Annotated in this window: 14 protein-coding genes; 10 read left to right on the top strand and 4 right to left on the bottom strand. The window is 64.4% G+C overall.

Annotation, left to right across the window (positions count from 1 at the left end; genetic code table 11):
• Nucleotides 1-2,114, bottom strand: a 2,114-nt coding sequence (locus HKL97_RS11790) for a DUF3971 domain-containing protein (protein WP_291425564.1), incomplete at its 3' end; no start/stop codon positions are given.
• Nucleotides 2,115-2,131: 17 nt separating this feature from the next.
• Here HKL97_RS11790 and HKL97_RS11785 point away from each other — a divergent pair.
• The 4 genes from HKL97_RS11785 to HKL97_RS11770 all read left to right on the top strand — a co-directional run bounded on the left by HKL97_RS11785 (nucleotide 2,132) and on the right by HKL97_RS11770 (nucleotide 7,564).
• Nucleotides 2,132-4,987 carry a bifunctional [glutamine synthetase] adenylyltransferase/[glutamine synthetase]-adenylyl-L-tyrosine phosphorylase gene (locus HKL97_RS11785; RefSeq protein ID WP_291425563.1) on the top strand — a complete coding sequence of 952 codons (2,856 nt, stop codon included), beginning with the start codon at nucleotides 2,132-2,134 and terminating at the stop codon, nucleotides 4,985-4,987.
• Complete coding sequence (bcp, locus tag HKL97_RS11780) at nucleotides 4,984-5,451, top strand: thioredoxin-dependent thiol peroxidase (RefSeq protein WP_291425561.1); 468 nt, start codon at nucleotides 4,984-4,986, stop codon at nucleotides 5,449-5,451. Before HKL97_RS11785 ends, bcp begins: the two co-directional genes overlap by 4 nt.
• A 71-nt stretch (nucleotides 5,452-5,522) precedes the next feature.
• Nucleotides 5,523-6,356 carry a hypothetical protein gene (locus HKL97_RS11775; protein WP_291425559.1) on the top strand — a complete coding sequence of 278 codons (834 nt, stop codon included), beginning with the start codon at nucleotides 5,523-5,525 and terminating at the stop codon, nucleotides 6,354-6,356.
• A gap of 110 nt (nucleotides 6,357-6,466) precedes the next feature.
• On the top strand, nucleotides 6,467-7,564 hold the full coding sequence (locus HKL97_RS11770) for a sensor domain-containing diguanylate cyclase (protein ID WP_291425557.1): 1,098 nt from the start codon (nucleotides 6,467-6,469) through the stop codon (nucleotides 7,562-7,564).
• On the opposite strand, the gene mutM is transcribed toward HKL97_RS11770, so the two are convergent.
• Nucleotides 7,565-8,392 carry a bifunctional DNA-formamidopyrimidine glycosylase/DNA-(apurinic or apyrimidinic site) lyase gene (gene mutM, locus HKL97_RS11765; RefSeq protein ID WP_291425555.1) on the bottom strand — a complete coding sequence of 276 codons (828 nt, stop codon included), beginning with the start codon at nucleotides 8,390-8,392 and terminating at the stop codon, nucleotides 7,565-7,567.
• 25 nt (nucleotides 8,393-8,417) lie between these two features.
• On the opposite strand from mutM, the gene HKL97_RS11760 reads away from it, so the two are divergent.
• From HKL97_RS11760 to dut, 3 genes are read left to right on the top strand one after another with little or no spacing between them, the layout of a single operon-like run.
• Nucleotides 8,418-9,167, top strand: a complete 750-nt coding sequence (locus HKL97_RS11760) for a class I SAM-dependent methyltransferase (protein ID WP_291425553.1) — start codon at nucleotides 8,418-8,420, stop codon at nucleotides 9,165-9,167.
• Nucleotides 9,164-10,345 carry a bifunctional phosphopantothenoylcysteine decarboxylase/phosphopantothenate--cysteine ligase CoaBC gene (coaBC, locus tag HKL97_RS11755; protein ID WP_408821079.1) on the top strand — a complete coding sequence of 394 codons (1,182 nt, stop codon included), beginning with the start codon at nucleotides 9,164-9,166 and terminating at the stop codon, nucleotides 10,343-10,345. Before HKL97_RS11760 ends, coaBC begins: the two co-directional genes overlap by 4 nt.
• Nucleotides 10,342-10,794 (top strand): dUTP diphosphatase, encoded by a 453-nt coding sequence (dut, locus tag HKL97_RS11750; RefSeq protein WP_284256883.1) that lies wholly within the window; start codon nucleotides 10,342-10,344, stop codon nucleotides 10,792-10,794. Before coaBC ends, dut begins: the two co-directional genes overlap by 4 nt.
• A 154-nt stretch (nucleotides 10,795-10,948) precedes the next feature.
• Here the strand turns inward: dut and HKL97_RS11745 are convergent, their stop codons facing one another.
• Nucleotides 10,949-11,287, bottom strand: a complete 339-nt coding sequence (locus HKL97_RS11745; protein WP_291425548.1) for a hypothetical protein — start codon at nucleotides 11,285-11,287, stop codon at nucleotides 10,949-10,951.
• A 308-nt stretch (nucleotides 11,288-11,595) separates the two neighbouring features.
• Between HKL97_RS11745 and HKL97_RS11740 the strand changes: the two genes are divergently transcribed.
• The 3 genes from HKL97_RS11740 (at nucleotide 11,596) to HKL97_RS11730 (ending at nucleotide 14,959) form a co-directional block, all read left to right on the top strand.
• Entirely contained in the window at nucleotides 11,596-11,784 is a 189-nt protein-coding gene (locus HKL97_RS11740; RefSeq protein WP_291425546.1) for a DUF2892 domain-containing protein, read from the top strand.
• Between the two features lie 121 nt (nucleotides 11,785-11,905).
• Nucleotides 11,906-13,633, top strand: a complete 1,728-nt coding sequence (locus HKL97_RS11735; RefSeq protein WP_291425544.1) for an ABC transporter permease subunit — start codon at nucleotides 11,906-11,908, stop codon at nucleotides 13,631-13,633.
• A gap of 6 nt (nucleotides 13,634-13,639) precedes the next feature.
• A complete protein-coding gene (locus HKL97_RS11730) occupies nucleotides 13,640-14,959 on the top strand; it encodes an AAA-associated domain-containing protein (RefSeq protein ID WP_291425542.1) in 1,320 nt (439 codons plus the stop codon).
• 38 nt (nucleotides 14,960-14,997) lie between these two features.
• On the opposite strand, the gene HKL97_RS11725 is transcribed toward HKL97_RS11730, so the two are convergent.
• Nucleotides 14,998-16,075, bottom strand: a 1,078-nt coding sequence (locus HKL97_RS11725) for an efflux transporter outer membrane subunit (RefSeq protein WP_291425539.1), incomplete at its 5' end; no start/stop codon positions are given.

Raw genomic sequence — 16,075 nt, 5'->3', positions numbered from 1 at the left:
TGCCAGCGCCGCGCGCTAACAGGCGCAACGCTGAAAGCCGCCCCGCCCGCGCTGCCCTGGCCTTGCTGCAATGTGCCGCCCTGCCCGCTGCCGCTGAAGCTGAACCCCTCGAGCACCGGCGCCGGGGCCGGGGCCAGGGCCAGCTGCTCAAAATTCAGCTGCGCGCGCCATAACGGGCCGCTGGCGGCTGCGTTTGTGCTCAATGCGCTGGCGGCGCTGCCTTGCTGCGCCGCCTTGCCGCCTTGCATGCGTAAATCCAGCGTCGGGCCGGAGAAACTGGCGGCCCAGGCGGCATCCGCGGCGGTGGGCGGGCGCAACACGCCGGTTGCCAGTGTCCGGCCGATGTTCGCCGTGGAAAAATCCATCTGCCCGTTCTGCTCCTGGCCCTGGATGTTCAGCCCCGGCGCGGTGGCGTCGATGCTGTTCAGGGCTGCGAACTGGCCGTTGCGCAGGGTGCCGGTCAGGTCCAGCCGCCCCGCCGCCCCGGCGGGCTTGCTCCAGCCCAGATGCGGCACCCGCAACACCGCGGGGGTCAGATCCGCCTGCAGGCGCATAGTCTGCGCTCCGGTGGCCGCGCCGGTGATGCGCAAGCTATAGGGCACCGCACCTCCGGCCACGCCCGCGCTGGCGTCCAGCCCCAGGCGGCGCAGCAGCACAGGCCCGGCCAAGCTGCTCAGGGTCATGTCCTCGCTGCCGCCCTTGCCGGCAAACCCAACCTGCACATCGAGATTTGCCGGCTGCCCGGCAAATTGCAGCGCCGCCTTCGCGCTCAGCCCCTGCGCCGTGGCCACCAGCCGCCCGCTGCCCTGGGAAAACGCCAACCCCGGCACGCCGGAGCCAAACGCCGTCTGGCTCAAATCAGCGGTAACCAGCAGCCCGGTATCCTCCAGCCGCAGGTTTTTGATGAAGGGGATCCGCGCTGTAACCACCACGTCAGCATTCCCCGTTGCCAGCACCAGCGGCGGCGGCGCTTGGCGCAGCAGGCTGAGCGGCGGCGCGTTGAGCACGGCAATGGCGTCCGCCACGCTCCCCGTAAGGCTCACATTCACCTGCCCCGCCGTCGGCGCGGGCACGCTCATGTTTGAGAGCGCCATCTGCCCATGGGTAACCACCATGCCCCCCAGCCGCGCTGAATCCGCGGTAACCAGCGCATTGTTCAAATCCTGGAACACCATGCGCCCGTTCAGGGCGGTGAGCGGCGTTACCCCGTCGAGCCAGCGCAGGGTCAAATCCTGGGCTTCGAAACTGCCGGTCACGCCCGTCAGCCGCAGCCGCCCCAGATCAGGCGGCGCCGCCAGGGTGAACACAAAACTGGCATCGCGCGCCGTTCCGGCCGTGATGTTGCGGATCACCCATTTGCGCGTCAGCGGAATCAGCGCCGGCGGCCAGTAGGTTGCGATATCCCCCGCCTGCACCGCATCGGTGCTGGTGGAAAGGCTGATATTCCACAGGCTGCCCAGGCTTGCCGCGCCGCTGAAGCTCATGCGCGGCTTGCTGGCGCCGCTACGGCTCAGGTCCAGATAACCGCCGGAGAGTTCAGCCGCCCCCGGCGTGATTTTCAGGCTGAAGCCGCCGGAATCAATGGGCAGGCTGTTCACCCCGGCGCCCAGATGCCCCGGCCCCAGCGTCACGCCGACCTGCGCGCGGGCAATATTCAGCGCCGCGCCGGGCCAAATCGCCGCCCGCAGCGAGACCGGCACGCTCGACCCCGTGAACCGCGCCTGCGCCGCCTCCACCAGCAGCGGCGCCTTCGCCTGCGTCAACGCCGAGGGGATCAGCTCCAGCCGCGCGGTGGGGATGCTCACCAGCAAATCCCCCAGCCCGTTGCGCACGGCGATATTGCCCAGGCGCAGATAAAACGGCACCCCGCCACCTTGCCGGTAGCCCGCCCACGTCAGTTCCGCCTGGGCCATCTCCACGCTGATGCCATGGCCCGAGACCGCCGTGGCCAGGCGCGAGGCCAGTTCCGGCAGAAGAATCGGCCCTTGCGAGAGCCGGAACCCGACCAGCAGAACACTCACCAGCACCAGCGTCGCCGCGAGCATGGCGATACGGCCGAGCTGATGCACCGCCTTCCCCACAATCCGCCCTGCTTGACCTGCGCGCCATTTCATCTTGTGCTGCTTGCCAGATGCACGCCCTACCCCACAACCCGCAATTTCCTGGCCCGGCTGATCGCGCCGCCGCCGCCCGGCTGCATGAGGATTTCGCTGCCCTCGGCCCTGCCCAGCGCCGCTTCGCGGCCACCCCCGCCGGGCGCGAGGTGCTCAACTGCCTGGGCGGCAACGCCCCCTATCTGGCGGATATGGCCTGCCGCGAGTCGGACTGCCTGATCCGCACGCTCAAATCCGGGCCGGATGCCGCCCTGGCCCACGCCCTGGAAAACCTGCGCGCCCTGCCGCTGGCCGCCAGCCGCCGGCAGCTCGCGGCCCAGCTACGCGAGGCCAAGCGCCAAGCCGCCCTCGCCATCGCCATCGCTGACATCGGCAGCCTCTGGCACCTCCCCAAAATCACCGCCGCGCTCTCCGAATTCGCCGAAGCCGCCTGCCGCGCCGCGACCCGCCACCTGCTGCTCAGCCTGCACGAGGCCGGGCAGATTACCCTGCCGCACCCGCAAGACCCTGAGCGCGACTCCGGCTTCACCATGCTGGCGCTCGGCAAACTCGGCGCGCGCGAACTCAACTACTCGTCCGACATTGACCTGGTGCTCTTCTTCGACCCGCAATCGCCAGTCTATGATGAAGACGCCCAACCCATCATGGCCCGCCTCGCGCGCGACTTCACCAGCCTGCTCGCCACCCGCGACGCTGACGGCTACGTCTTCCGGGTCGATCTGCGCCTGCGCCCAGACCCTGCCGCCACCCCGCCGGTCATGGCCCTGCCAGCCGCACTTGCCTATTACGAGAGCCAGGGCCGCACATGGGAGCGCGCCGCCTTCTCCAAGGCCCGCCCCATCGCGGGCGACATCGCCATGGGCGAGGCCTTCCTCGCCGCCATCCGCCCCTTCATCTGGCGCAAGAACCTGGACTTCGCGGCCATCTCCGACATCCACGACATGAAGCGCCAGATCGACGCCGGGCATAACAGGCCCGGCATCCTGGGGCGTGATGTCAAACGCGGCCAGGGCGGCATCCGCGAAATTGAGTTCATCGTGCAGACCCTCAGCCTGGTCTGGGGCGGGCAGGACAAGCAACTGCGCATCCTGGCCACGCTGGATGCCCTCCCGGCGCTGGTGAAGGCCGGCCACCTGCCCGCCGCCGTGGCGCGCACCCTGGCCGCTGACTACCGCGTGCTGCGCCGCGTGGAACACCGGCTGCAAATGGTCGCAGACCGCCAGACCCACACCCTGCCCGCCACCGAAGACGCGCTGACCGCCTTCATCACCTTCCTTGGCGCGCCTGACTTCCGCACCAGTTTTCCCCGCCTCCTGGCCCGCGTACACCGTCACTTCCTGGCCTTTTTCGATGCCGGCGAAGACGCCTCCCCCCACAGCCGCATAGACCCGGGAGCCGAGGGCCCGCCGCCCGCTGCCTTCACCGCGCGCGTACACGGCCTTGGTTTCAACGGCGATCAACACATCGCCGAGCGACTACGCGCCTGGGCTGGCGGCCAGGTCCCGGCCCTGCGCTCGGAGCGCGCGCGCGAACTGCTGGACAATATCCTGCCTCCGCTGCTCGCCGTGCTGGGCGAACAGCCCGAGCCGGACAAAGTCTTCGCGCATTTTGACACTTTGCTCTCCCGCCAGCGCGCCGGGGTGCAACTTCTCTCCCTCTTCCAGCGCAACCCTGCGGTGCTGCGGCGCATGGCCGCCGTGCTGGGCGCCGCCCCAGCCCTGGCCGAGCATCTGGCCGAGGACCCGCACGCCCTGGAGGCGCTGCTCTCCCCCACGGCCCGCTTCGCCGCCCCCAAACCGGTGCTGCGCCACCTGCTGCGCGACGCGGACGATCTGGAGGACGCGGTGGCCCTTACCCGCCACTTCGTCCGGCGCGAGGAGTTTCATCTCTCGGTCGCCACGCTGGAGGGCCGTCTGGACGCCGACTCCTCCGGCCGCCTGCGCAGCAACCTCGCCGCCGCCGCCCTTGGCGCCCTGCTGCCGCGCGTGCTGGCGCAGCATCAGGCCCGCTACGGCAAGGTGCCGCGCGGCGCCTTCGCCGTCGTCGCCATGGGCAAGGCCGGCAGCGGCGAGATGCTCGCCGGGTCTGACCTCGACCTGATGCTGATCTACGATCACGCCCCGATGGAAACCGCACCCACCCCCTATTTCGTGCGTCTGGCCAACGCGCTCACCACCGCGCTCACCGCCCGCGGGCCGGAGGGGCCGCTCTACCATGTGGACATGCGCCTGCGCCCTTCTGGCAACCACGGCCCGGTTGCCGTCTCGCTCACCTCCTTCCGCCGCTATCAAGCGAACGACGCCTGGACCTGGGAGCGCCTGGCCCTCACCCGCGCGCGCGTACTCGCCGCCACGCCGGGCTTTGCCGCCAAGGTCACGGCCGAGATCACCACCGCCCTCTCGCGCCCCGATTCCCCGGCCAAAATCCGCGCCGACACCATTTCCATGCGCGATCGCATCGCCGCTGAGCTTCCGCCCCGCGGCCCGTTTGACATCAAAACAATCCCCGGCGGCATGCTGGAACTGAACTTCATCGCCGCCGCGCTGCAACTCATCCACGGCCCGCACGCGCCCGTGCTGTTCCACCCCAACACCGCCGCCGCCCTGCGCGCCCTGGCCGCGGCCGGGCACTTGCCGCAGGCGCACGCGCAAGACCTCCTCGCCGCTGATCATCTCTGGCGCAGCGTGCAGGGCATCAACCGCATCACCGGCCTGTCGGACCGCGCCCAGAGCGTCCCCCCCGCGCTGCAAATCCCGCTGCTGCGCGCCACCCGCGCGCCCAGTTGGGAGGCCATGCTGGAGACCATGGCGCAGGCAGCTCAAAATGTGACAAATTGTTTCGAAACCTATATAATCAAGGGAGTTTCCTCATGAGCCTCAGCATCGGCGATACCGCGCCGGATTTCACCCTCCCCGCCTCGGGTGGGCGCACCGTCAGCCTGGCCGGCCTCAGGGGCAAGCCCTTCGTGCTGTATTTCTACCCGCGCGCTGATACCCCGGGCTGCACCAAGGAGGCCTGCGCCTTCCAGGAAGCGCTGCCCCAGCTTGGCAAAACCGGCGTCACCGTCATCGGCGTCTCCAAGGACAGCATGAAGGCAATCGAGAAATTCGCTGAAAAATTCAGCCTCACTTTCCCGCTGGCTTCCGATCCCGAAGCCGCCGTCATCGCCGCCTATGGCGCATGGCAGGAGAAATCCATGTATGGCAAAAAATACATGGGGATCGAGCGTTCGACCGTGCTGGTCGACGCCGAGGGAAAAATCGCGCACATCTGGCCGAAGGTAAAAGTTCCAGGCCACGCTGATGAAGTTTTGAAAGCCGTGCAAGCCTTCCAATAATGCGCTGGTATTTCGCCATCGATGAAGCGGGCGGCCTGGGTGAAACCGGCGCCCTCGCGCGCCTGATGGTCTTGAGCGCGCGCGCCATCGGCGGGCTGGAACCTGTTCTGCTTTATCATGGCGCTCCCAGCAGTTTTACGGAATGGATGCAACGCCACGGGGTGCGCGTAGTCCCCGTCAGGCCGCGCTTTCTGGATATGTTCACCCAGGCGCAGGCCGCCGGCACCTTTGCGCCCTATTCCATAGGCCATTGGCTGCGCCTTGAAATTCCCGACATCGAGCGCGAGCATGACTTTGCTCTCTACACCGATTGCGACATCATTTTCCTGCGGGGGTTTGATCTCTCGATGCTGCGCCCGAAGGTTTTCGCCGCCGCGCCGGAAATGCTGCCCGAAAACTGGAATTATTTCAACTCCGGTGTCATGTTGCTGAATGTCCCCGCCATGCGCGCGACCTATCCGGCGTTGGAGGAGCAGATAAAACAACGCATCTTATCTGGTGATATGCTCCGCTATGACGATCAGTTCGCCCTGAACGAAGCCTATCACGGATTATGGGATCATCTTGATCCGCTCTTCAATTATAAGCCCTATTGGCCGTTTACCAACCACGCGGCGATTTTGCATTTGCATGGCCCAAAGCCAGGAAATCTCGAAGCCATGACCAGTGGGCAATGGCATGGCGAAGACCATACCTCGGTGTTTTTTGGTAAAATTTTGAATGCCAGTTCGCGTCATTATTTAGATTGGTGCAGCTGGCTCGGCGATTTTTTGCAAACCGTTGATTTTTTAGAGGCCATTCGCTTCGCCCGGCGGGCCTCCTTACTCACTCGCTACCGGCGCGAGGTGCCCACGCACACGGACAGCGGTTTCATGAACCCCAAAATGTTTGCACAGGCCCCCTGAATGCGCTGCCGGCACATGCGTTAACATTAACAACAGCCTCCACATATTTTTATATTTTCTTAATCATTACGAACCTAACATCGGCCTATCCAACGGAAAGGTTTAGTGCCGTGAATGAAATTTTAGCCTTACGCCGTCCCGGAGCCGCCAATGCGCCATTCAGCGCCCCCGTTCTGGACGATGATGAATCCATCCGCTTGCAAGCGCTGGATGCCTATGAAATCCTGGATAGCGAGCGGGAGAAATCCTATGATGATATCGCGCGCCTCGCGGCCTTCATCTGCGGCACGCCGGTCGCGCTCATCTCTTTTTTTGACCGTGACCGCCAATGGGTCAAGGCGCGCTTCAGCAGCAGCACCTTCGCGCAAACAACCCCGAACCTGCCGCGCAGTCAAGCCTTTTGCGATCTGACCATCGCCCAGCCGGAGCCGGTCATCATCGTGGCGGACATATTGCAGGACCCGCGTTTTGCCGGTGCCGCCAACATCATCGCCCCGGCGAAACTGAGGTTTTACGCCGCCGTGCCGCTGGTTGCGCCCACCGGCGCGGTGCTTGGCTCCCTGAGCGTGCTTGACCGGCGCAGCCGCACCATCTCGCCGGAACAAACAAGCGCTTTGCAAACCCTGGCACGCCAGATCATGGAACTGCTGGACATGCGCCGTACCGTCATCGGTCTCTCCGCCGCCAATGCCCGGCTCGGCCAGCAGAGCATCACCGATGCCCTCACCGGAATCCCCAACCGCCGCGCCTACGACCAGAAGTTGAACGAGGAGGTCTCTCGCGCGCGGCGCACCGGTTCGCCGCTCTCCTTGCTGATGGTCGATATCGATATGTTCAAGCAATATAACGATACTTTCGGCCATATGGCAGGCGATACCGCTTTGCAGTCGGTGGCGCGGGTTCTGCTGACGAGCTTGCGTCCGTATGATTTCCTAGCCCGTTACGGCGGTGAGGAATTCGCCATTATCCTGCCCGCGACGGATTTGTCAGATGCCATTCTGGTCGCCGAACGGGTACGCGCGCTAGTGTCAAATTCCGAGTTCCCGCACCGCAAATTCACCATCAGCATCGGCGTGGCGCGGCTAGACCTTGAAGCAGGGCTGAAGGCCATGGTGCAAACCGCTGACAACGGCCTCTACCGCGCCAAGGCCAGCGGGCGAAACAAGGTGGTGGTCGGTAATCTCGAAAAAATTCTAGCCGCGGAATGATCACTTCTGGGTTTTCGGGCAGTAGAATGTGCTGCGCCCCGCCTGCACAATCTGCTTAATTCCCAAGCAATCCGGCGGGCCGGGGCAACGTTCGCAAGGCTCCCCGGCGCGGCCGTAAACTTTCCAGGCATGTTGGAAATATCCTAATTCACCATTTGGCTGAACATAATCGCGCAAGCTCGATCCCCCGGCGGCGATGGCATCACGCAGCGTTTCCTTCACCGCCGTTGCCAGCCGCTCCGCCGCCGGTCTGCTCAAGCTCCCCGCCAGCCGGCGTGGCGAAATCCTGGCGCGGAACAGCGCCTCGCTGGCATAGATATTCCCGATCCCGGCGACGATTCCCTGGTCCAGCAGCGCGGCTTTGATCGTGGTGGCCTTCCCCTTCAGCGCCGCCGCCAGCACCGGGCCTGAGAATTCGTTCCCCAGTGGCTCTGGCCCCATGGCGGAGAGGAGCTTGTGGGTATCCTCGGCGCTGGTGGCGATCAGGTCCAGAGCGCCAAAACGGCGCGGATCGACAAAGCCGAGTCGCGTTGCGTCGTCCATCTCCAGGGTCAGATGCTCATGTTTGGCGGGCGGTGCGTCAAAGATCATCCGGCCGGACATGCCAAGGTGGATCAGCACCGAAACTCCCCGGTCCAGCCGCATCAGCAGGAACTTGCCCCGGCGGCGAAACCCCAGCACGCGCGCGCCGGTCAAGGTTTTGGGCAGCTCGGGGGGGATCGGCCAGCGCAGGTTCGCCCGGTGCAAGCTTGCGCGTGTTATTACATGGCCAGTCAACCTGGCGTCCAGCCCGCGCATCACGGTTTCTACTTCGGGGAGTTCCGGCATTTGCAAACATGGCTATACTAGGATCATGACAAGCAACACCCCCGAGACTGTCGATTTTGGCTTCACCACAGTGGACCGCGCGAAAAAGCGCGAACTGGTGCGCGAAGTTTTTGATTCCGTGGCCGGAAAATACGACATCATGAACGATCTGATGTCGCTTGGCGTGCACCGGCTGTGGAAGCGCGAGTTCATCCAAGCGCTGGACCCACGGCCCAACCGCACCTTGCTGGACCTGGCAGGGGGCACCGGGGACATCACCTTCGGCTGGCTGAAAAAGGGCGGTGGACCGGCGATTTTGTCAGACATCAACGCCGCCATGCTCTCTGTCGGGCGCGACCGCGCCACCGCCAACGGGCTGTTGGGGGAAATCAGCTTCATGGTGACAGATGCCGAGGCAATTTCCCTGCCCGATTCGTCGGTGGACCGGGTTTCCATGGCCTTTGGCCTGCGCAACTGCACCAATAAGGACAAGGTGATCGCCGAGGCGCGGCGGGTGCTCAAACCCGGCGGCAAGTTCCTGGTGCTGGAGTTCTCCAAGCTGCAGATCGCCGGGCTGGAGAAGCTCTATGATGCATGGTCGTTCCAGGCGCTGCCAAAAATCGGCCAGATCGTCGCCAGGGATGCGCATAGCTACCAGTATCTGGCGGAGAGCATCCGCATGTTCCCTGACCAGGAGACGCTGAAGGCGATGATGGAGACCGCCGGGTTGGAGCGCGTGAGCTATCGCAACCTCTCTGGCGGGATTGCCGCGATTCACCAGGGGTGGCGGCTGTGAAACGCATCCTGCTGATCGTCAGCGGCGGGATTGCGGCCTACAAGGCGCTGGAGCTGGTGCGGCTGCTGAGCAAAGCAGGTTATGGGGTGCGTTGCGTGCTGACACCTGCGGGGGAGAAATTTGTCACCCCGATGGCGTTGCAGGCGCTCTCCGGGGAGAAGGTCTACACGGATTTGTTCTCGCTCACCGATGAGAGCGAGATGGGGCATATTGAGCTCTCCCGTTCGGCGGATTTGGTGGTGGTGGCCCCGGCGAGCGCGGATATTCTGGCGAAAATGGCGGCCGGGCTGGCGGGGGATTTGGCCAGCACGCTGCTGTTGGCGACCGACAAGCGGGTGCTGGTGGCGCCTGCGATGAATGTGCGCATGTGGGAGCATCCGGCGACGCGGGCGAATATGGCGCGGCTGGAGTCACGCGGGGTGCTGGTGGTGGCACCCGATTCGGGGCCGATGGCCTGCGGCGAGTTTGGGCCGGGGCGGCTGGCGGAGCCGCCGGTGATTCTGGCGGCGATTGAGGCGGCGCTTGGGGTTGCGGGGCCGCTGAGCGGCAGGCATGCGATCGTCACATCCGGGCCGACGCATGAGCCGATTGACCCGGTGCGCTACATCGCCAACCGCAGCTCGGGCAAGCAGGGCCATGCCATCGCGGCGGCGCTGGCGGCGCTGGGCGCGCGGGTGACGCTGGTGAGCGGGCCGGTGAGCATCGCGGACCCGGCGGGGGTGCAAACGCTGCATGTGGAAACGGCGGCGCAGATGCTGGCGGCGGTGGAGGCGGCGCTGCCGGCGGATGTCGCGGTGTGCGCGGCGGCGGTGGGCGATTGGCGGGTGGCCACGGCGGCGCAGAAGATGAAGAAGGCTGGCGGCGCCCCCCCGGCGCTGCAACTGGCTGAAAACCCTGACATTCTGGCGCAGCTCTCAGCGCCGGGGCCGCTGCGCCCGCGGCTGGTGGTGGGGTTTGCCGCCGAGACGGAGCATCTGGCGGAATACGCGGCGGCCAAGCGGGCGCGCAAGGGGTGTGACTGGATTGTGGCCAACAATGTTGGCGGCACCGGGATTATGGGCGGCGAGGAAAACGAGGTGTTGCTGCTCAGCGATGAGGGCGCGCAGGCCTGGCCGAAGCTGAGCAAGCGGGAAGTGGCCGGGCTTCTGGCTGAAAAGATAGGGAAAATTTTTGCATGAGTGCCGGGTATGAGGTGAAAATCCGCCGTTTGGCGCATGGCGTTGGGCTGGCGCTGCCGGAATATGCGACCAAGGGCGCGGCGGGGATGGATTTGCTCGCGGCGGTGAATGAGCCGGTGCGGATTGCGCCGGGCGGGCGGGCGCTGATCCCCACGGGGTTTGCCATCGCGCTGCCGCCGGGGTTTGAGCTACAGGTGCGTCCGCGCTCGGGGCTGGCGCTGAAGCATGGTATCGTGATTCCAAATTCTCCAGGCACGATCGACGAGGATTACCGGGGGGAGGTTTGTGTGATCGTGTTGAATGCGGGGGCGGAGGATTTTACCGTGACACGCGGGATGCGGATTGCGCAGGCTGTATTGGCGCCGGTTTATCGCGCGGTTTGGGTGGAGGTTGAGGATTTGGACGAGACGGCGCGCGGGGCTGGCGGGTTTGGCAGCACCGGGCATTAGGGGGTGCTTCACGTGGAGCGTTTGTGAAGAAAGTTACGTAATAATCTGTTAGTAAAACTTAATTTTTTACTTGCACCCCAATTTGTGCGGGTTTGGTACGGAAGTGGAATGAATTGGCTGGGCGTGGGGGTTCTGGCTGGTGTGAGAGGCGCGTTTATTTGCTTGAATAGGCGTTAATTGCCGCTGTGACGCCGAGGCTTTGCATCATGCGGGTCAGGTTTTGGCCGGATTCAATAGCTGCTTCCGTCATTTGCTGGCTGATGCTGTCGCGGTTTATTGAGTCTTTCGTGTCGCCGACTGCCGCCAAGTTGAAAAGGGCGTAAGCAATGGCATAATTCTGCGGCACACCCTGGCCATTGGCGTATACGGCGCCCAGGTTGAATTGCGCAACGGCATAGCCATTGTTGGCGGCCACTTGCAGCGATTCGAGCGCCGCGGGATTTTTGCCCGAGGAGGCTTGCGCGAAGAGTTGCGCTTCTTCCTGGCTGGTCATGGCCTTGGCGGGCGGGATGGTGAGGGCGAGGCAGAGTGTGATGACGGCGAGGCTCAGCGCTTTGCGGAGATATGATTGGTTCATCCGATGGCCGCCATTTCGATATCCTCTCGGCAACGAGCTGATTTGCCCAGGTTTATCAGCATGATACCGGGGTTTTGCCCGCCCGGGAAGCTGATTTTACGAGATTGCTTGCGGATTGTTGCGGACAGGCATTTAATGGTGGCGTGACGTAAGCCTGGACCAGGGGTTAACCCCGGCGCGCATACTGCGGAGTGTTTGGTTTGGCACAGCACGGAGAATTGAAAATGAACAAGAATGTTGGCGGGATTGACCGGATTTTGCGCATTGTGGTGGGGCTGGCGCTGATTGCGGCGGCGTTGCTGCATTATGTGGGGTTGTGGGGCTATATTGGCGTTGTGCCGCTGGCGACCGGGATTATCGGCTGGTGCCCGGCGTATCGGTTGCTGGGGATGAAGACCTGCCGCTCGGCCTGAATTGGATTGAGCCAAACCCGGGGGAGGTTCATGAAAGCGCAACCACCGCCCCGGGTGACAAAAGAGCCCGACGTGGCTAAGGGGGAGCAGCGGAACAACCCTTAAAGCGCCAGGCGGCACGATGACCAATTATACCCCCCCTGCCCTGGCCGGACGCCGGTTGCCCAACCGCTGGGACGGGGTGGCGCTGCTGTTGGTGATGGGGCTGCTGATCGGCCTGGTGGATGTGGGGCGCGGGACCATTGCGACGCCGATTGCGGCCATACAGAATACGCCGATCCATCTCGACCCCAGCTATTTGCCGTACTATGCGCTGCGCTCCACGGCGCGGATGTTCGCGGCGCTGTTCTTCTCATTCACCTTCACCTTCACCTACGCCACGCTGGCGGCGAAGAGCCGGCGCGCGGGGATGGTGCTGATACCCATACTCGATATTCTGCAATCCGTGCCGATTTTGGGGTTTCTGACCTTTACGGTGACGTTCTTCATGGCGTTGTTCCCCGGCCAGGTGATGGGCGCGGAGCTGGCGGCGGTGTTCGTGATTTTCACCAGCCAGGCTTGGAACATGGCGTTCAGCTTTTATCAGGCGCTGACCACGCTGCCCACCGATTTACAGGAGGTGGCGCGCAGCTTCCGGCTCTCGCCGTGGCAGAAATTCTGGCGGCTGGATGTGCCCTTCGCGATGCCGGGACTGATCTGGAACACCATGCTCTCAATGTCCGGCGGGTGGTTTTTCGTGGTTGCCTCCGAGGCGGTGACGGTGGGCAACACCACCTTCGCGCTGCCGGGCATTGGCTCGTATGTGGCGACCGCGCTGGCGCAGCGGAATGTGGCGGCGATCGGCTACGCGATTGTGGCGATGCTCGTGGTGATTTTGCTTTATGATCAGTTGATCTTCCGCCCGCTGGTGGCGTGGTCCGGCAAGTTTCGTTTTGAGACGACGGCCAGCGTTTCCGCGCCGGAGCCATGGATGCTGAAGCTGCTGCGCCGCACGGCGGTGCTCCGCGCCATCGGCGATGCGGTGAGCGCGGCGCTGGAGGCGGTGTTCCGGCTGCGCCTTGGGGCCGGGGTGCGGGTGCAGATCGACGAGAACCGGGAGCCGTCGCGCATTGTTGATGGGGTGTGGTTCGGGGTGATCGCGCTGGTGGCGGCGTATGCGGGGTGGCGGATTGTCGATTTTGTCGCGGCCTCGCTGCAATGGCATGATCTGGGAACCGCGGTGCTGATGGGCGCCTATACGATGACGCGGGTGATTGTGCTGATGAGCGTGGCGGCGGTGGTTTGGGTGCCGATTGGCGTATGGATAGGGCTGCGGCCGGGGGCCACGCGCATCGCGCAGCCGATTGCACAGTTTTTGGCCGCCTTCCCCGCTAATTTGCTGTTTCCGCCGGTGGTGATCGCGATTGTGTATTTCCATGTGAACGCGAGCATCTGGCTTTCGCCGCTGATGCTGATCGGCACGCAATGGTATGTGTTGTTCAACGTCATTGCCGGAGCGGCGGCGTTTCCGGGGGATATGAAGGAGGCGGTGGCGAATTTCCGGGTGCGCGGCTGGTTGTGGTGGCGCAAGGTGATGATACCGGGGATTCTGCCGTATTTCATCACCGGGGCGCTCACGGCCTCGGGCGGGGCTTGGAATGCCTCGATCGTGGCCGAGGTGGCAAGCTGGGGCAACAAGAAACTGGTGGCGCAGGGGCTTGGCGCGTATATCGCGCAGGCGACGAACAACGGCGATACGGCGCGCGTGGTGCTGGGGGTTGTTGTGATGTCGGTATTTGTTATCGTATTTAACCGCATTCTCTGGCGGCCGCTGTATGCCTACGCGACACGCCGCACCACTCTGGGATAACGCATCATGGACCAGAATTATGAAGGCCCGCTGCTGACTGTGCGCAACTGCCGGCAGTCCTACCACAAGGAGGCCAGTGCGGATTTGGTGGTGCTGGATGATGTGGAGCTGACGCTGGAGGAAGGCGAGATTGTGGGGCTGCTCGGGCGCTCGGGCTCGGGAAAATCCACGTTGCTGCGCATTGTCTCGGGGTTGCTGAAGCCGACGGCTGGCGAGGTGAAGTGGCGCGGCAAGGAGTTGCGCGGGCCGGCCGAGGGCGTGGCCATGGTGTTTCAGAGTTTCGCGCTGTTTCCGTGGCTCACCGTGCAGGAAAACGTGGAGCTAGGGCTGGAGGCGCTGGGCGTGCGCAAGGATGAGCGCGAGGAGCGCACGGAGGCGGCGATCGACCTGATCGGGCTGGGCGGGTATGATACGGCCTACCCGAAGGAGCTTTCGGGCGGCATGCGCCAGCGGGTGGGGCTGGCGCGCGCGCTGGTGGTGCATCCGGACCTGCTGCTGATGGATGAGCCGTTCTCGGCGCTGGATGTGCTGACGGCGGAGACGCTGCGGACCGATTTGATCGATTTGTGGATGGACAAGAAGCTGCCGGTGAAATCCATCCTGATTGTGACGCATAACATTGAGGAGGCGGTGTTGTTGTGCGACCGGATTTTGGTGTTCTCCTCCAATCCGGGGCGGGTGGCGCATGAGCTGCGGGTGCCCTTCGCGCATCCGCGCAACCGGTTTGACCCGGCGTTCCGCCAGCTGGTGGATGATATATACGGGATTATGACGCGCCGTGCGCCCAAGGAGGTGCAGGCGGCGCCAGCGGCGGTGCCGACGGGGTTTGCGACGCCGCTGCATCCGGTGGGCACGAATTTGATGTCCGGCCTGATAGAGACGCTGCATAACCCGCCTTATGACGGGCGGGCGGATTTGCCGGCGCTGGCGGCGGCGCTGCAATATGAGGCCGATGAGTTGCTGCCGCTGGGCGAGACGCTTGGGATGCTGGGGTTTGCCGTGCTGGAGGAAGGCGATTTGATTCTGACAGAGACGGGGCGGAAGTTTGCTGAATCGGAGACCGAGGACCGCAAGGTTATTTTTGCCGCGCAGCTGCGCGCGCATGTGCCGCTGATCTCAGCGATTACCACGGTGATTAACCAGCGCTCCAACCACCGGGCGTCAGCCGTGCGCTTCCGCGACGAGTTGGAGGACCATATGTCCCCCGAATATGCGGAGGAAACATTGCGCACGGTGATCGCCTGGGGGCGGTATGCGGAATTGTTTGAGTATGACGAGGAGGCGCAGCAGTTCGGGCTGGAGGAAGAGGATGATGAGACAAGCTAAACCTGGGATGAACCAGGTTCAGCTTGCCGTGTGACCCTCTATGAATTGCCGGTGGTGACATCCCCTTCCCAGCCGCCGCCCAGCGCCTGGTAGAGGGTTACCAGGTCAGTGCCCAGGGTTTCGCGCGCGAGGGCCTGGCCCTGTTGGGCGGTCAGATACGCCTGTTGCGCGGTGAGGACGGTGAGGTAGTCCACCAAGCCTTGTTTGTACTGGTCCTCAGCGAGGTTGAGGGCGAGCTGGCTTTGCTGCGTGTCGGTGGTGAGGGCGTCCAGGGTCGCGTGTTCCTGGGTGTAGGCGCTTAGGGCGTTGTCCACCTGATAAAACGCGGTGAGCACGGTTTTGGCGTAGCCGATGGCGGCTTCCTTCTGCTGTGCCTTGCGGAGTTTGAGCTGGCCGTGCAGCTGCCCGCCCTCAAACAGCGGGATGGTGAGCGTGGGGCCCACCGCGTAGGTGAGCGCGCTCAGCCCGTTCAGGTTTTTGAGTTGCAGCGCCTGGAGGGAGACGGAGCCGGTTAGAGAGAAATCAGGGAAGAACTGCGCCACGGCGACGCCGACCTCGGCGGTGGCGGTGTGGAGCTTGTCCTCGGCCTCGCGGACATCGGGCCGGCGGCGCAGAAGGTTGGCCGGGAGGCCAACCGGCACGCTGGGCGGGGTGAGCGGCACGGGGGTGGCGGCCAGCAGCGCGGGCGGGAAGCTGTTGGGGGTTTGCCCCAGGAGCAGGCCGAGCTGGTTGATCAGCGCGTCGCGCTGGGCGGTGAGCGTGGGGATTTGCGCGGAAATTTGCGCCGCGGTGGCGCGGGCGTTGGCGACATCGAGCGCGGTGGTGAGGCCGGCCTGCTGGCGCTCAACCGTGAGGCTGACCAGCTGTTTGGCCGAATCCAGGTTTTTTTGCGTGATGGCGAGCACCGCCTGGGTGCCGCGTAACTGGATGTAGTTGCTGGCGACCTGGGTTTCGACATTGAGCAGCGCGGCGCGGCGGGCCTCCAGCGAGCCTGCGGCGGCGGCAACGGCGGCCTCGGCGGTGCGGCGGTTCTTGCCCCAGAGGTCAAGGTCATACGTGGCCTGGAGGCCGTACTGATAAACGTCAAACGGGGGGACGGCGGCCACGGGAATGCCG

Source organism: Acidocella sp. (genome assembly GCF_013044125.1).
In the GTDB taxonomy this organism is placed as follows: domain Bacteria; phylum Pseudomonadota; class Alphaproteobacteria; order Acetobacterales; family Acetobacteraceae; genus Acidocella.
The sequence above is the reverse complement of the archived record's forward strand: the minus strand, read 5'-3'. Positions and strand labels throughout refer to the sequence as shown.

Coding starts and splice junctions, on each gene's coding strand:
- HKL97_RS11730 (WP_291425542.1), top strand. CDS start 13,640: ATGGACCAGAATTATGAAGGCCCGCTGCTGACTGTGCGCAACTGCCGG.
- bcp (WP_291425561.1), top strand. CDS start 4,984: ATGAGCCTCAGCATCGGCGATACCGCGCCGGATTTCACCCTCCCCGCC.
- dut (WP_284256883.1), top strand. CDS start 10,342: ATGAGTGCCGGGTATGAGGTGAAAATCCGCCGTTTGGCGCATGGCGTT.
- HKL97_RS11745 (WP_291425548.1), bottom strand. CDS start 11,287: ATGACCAGCCAGGAAGAAGCGCAACTCTTCGCGCAAGCCTCCTCGGGC.
- mutM (WP_291425555.1), bottom strand. CDS start 8,392: ATGCCGGAACTCCCCGAAGTAGAAACCGTGATGCGCGGGCTGGACGCC.
- HKL97_RS11740 (WP_291425546.1), top strand. CDS start 11,596: ATGAACAAGAATGTTGGCGGGATTGACCGGATTTTGCGCATTGTGGTG.
- HKL97_RS11785 (WP_291425563.1), top strand. CDS start 2,132: ATGCACGCCCTACCCCACAACCCGCAATTTCCTGGCCCGGCTGATCGC.
- HKL97_RS11760 (WP_291425553.1), top strand. CDS start 8,418: ATGACAAGCAACACCCCCGAGACTGTCGATTTTGGCTTCACCACAGTG.
- HKL97_RS11735 (WP_291425544.1), top strand. CDS start 11,906: ATGACCAATTATACCCCCCCTGCCCTGGCCGGACGCCGGTTGCCCAAC.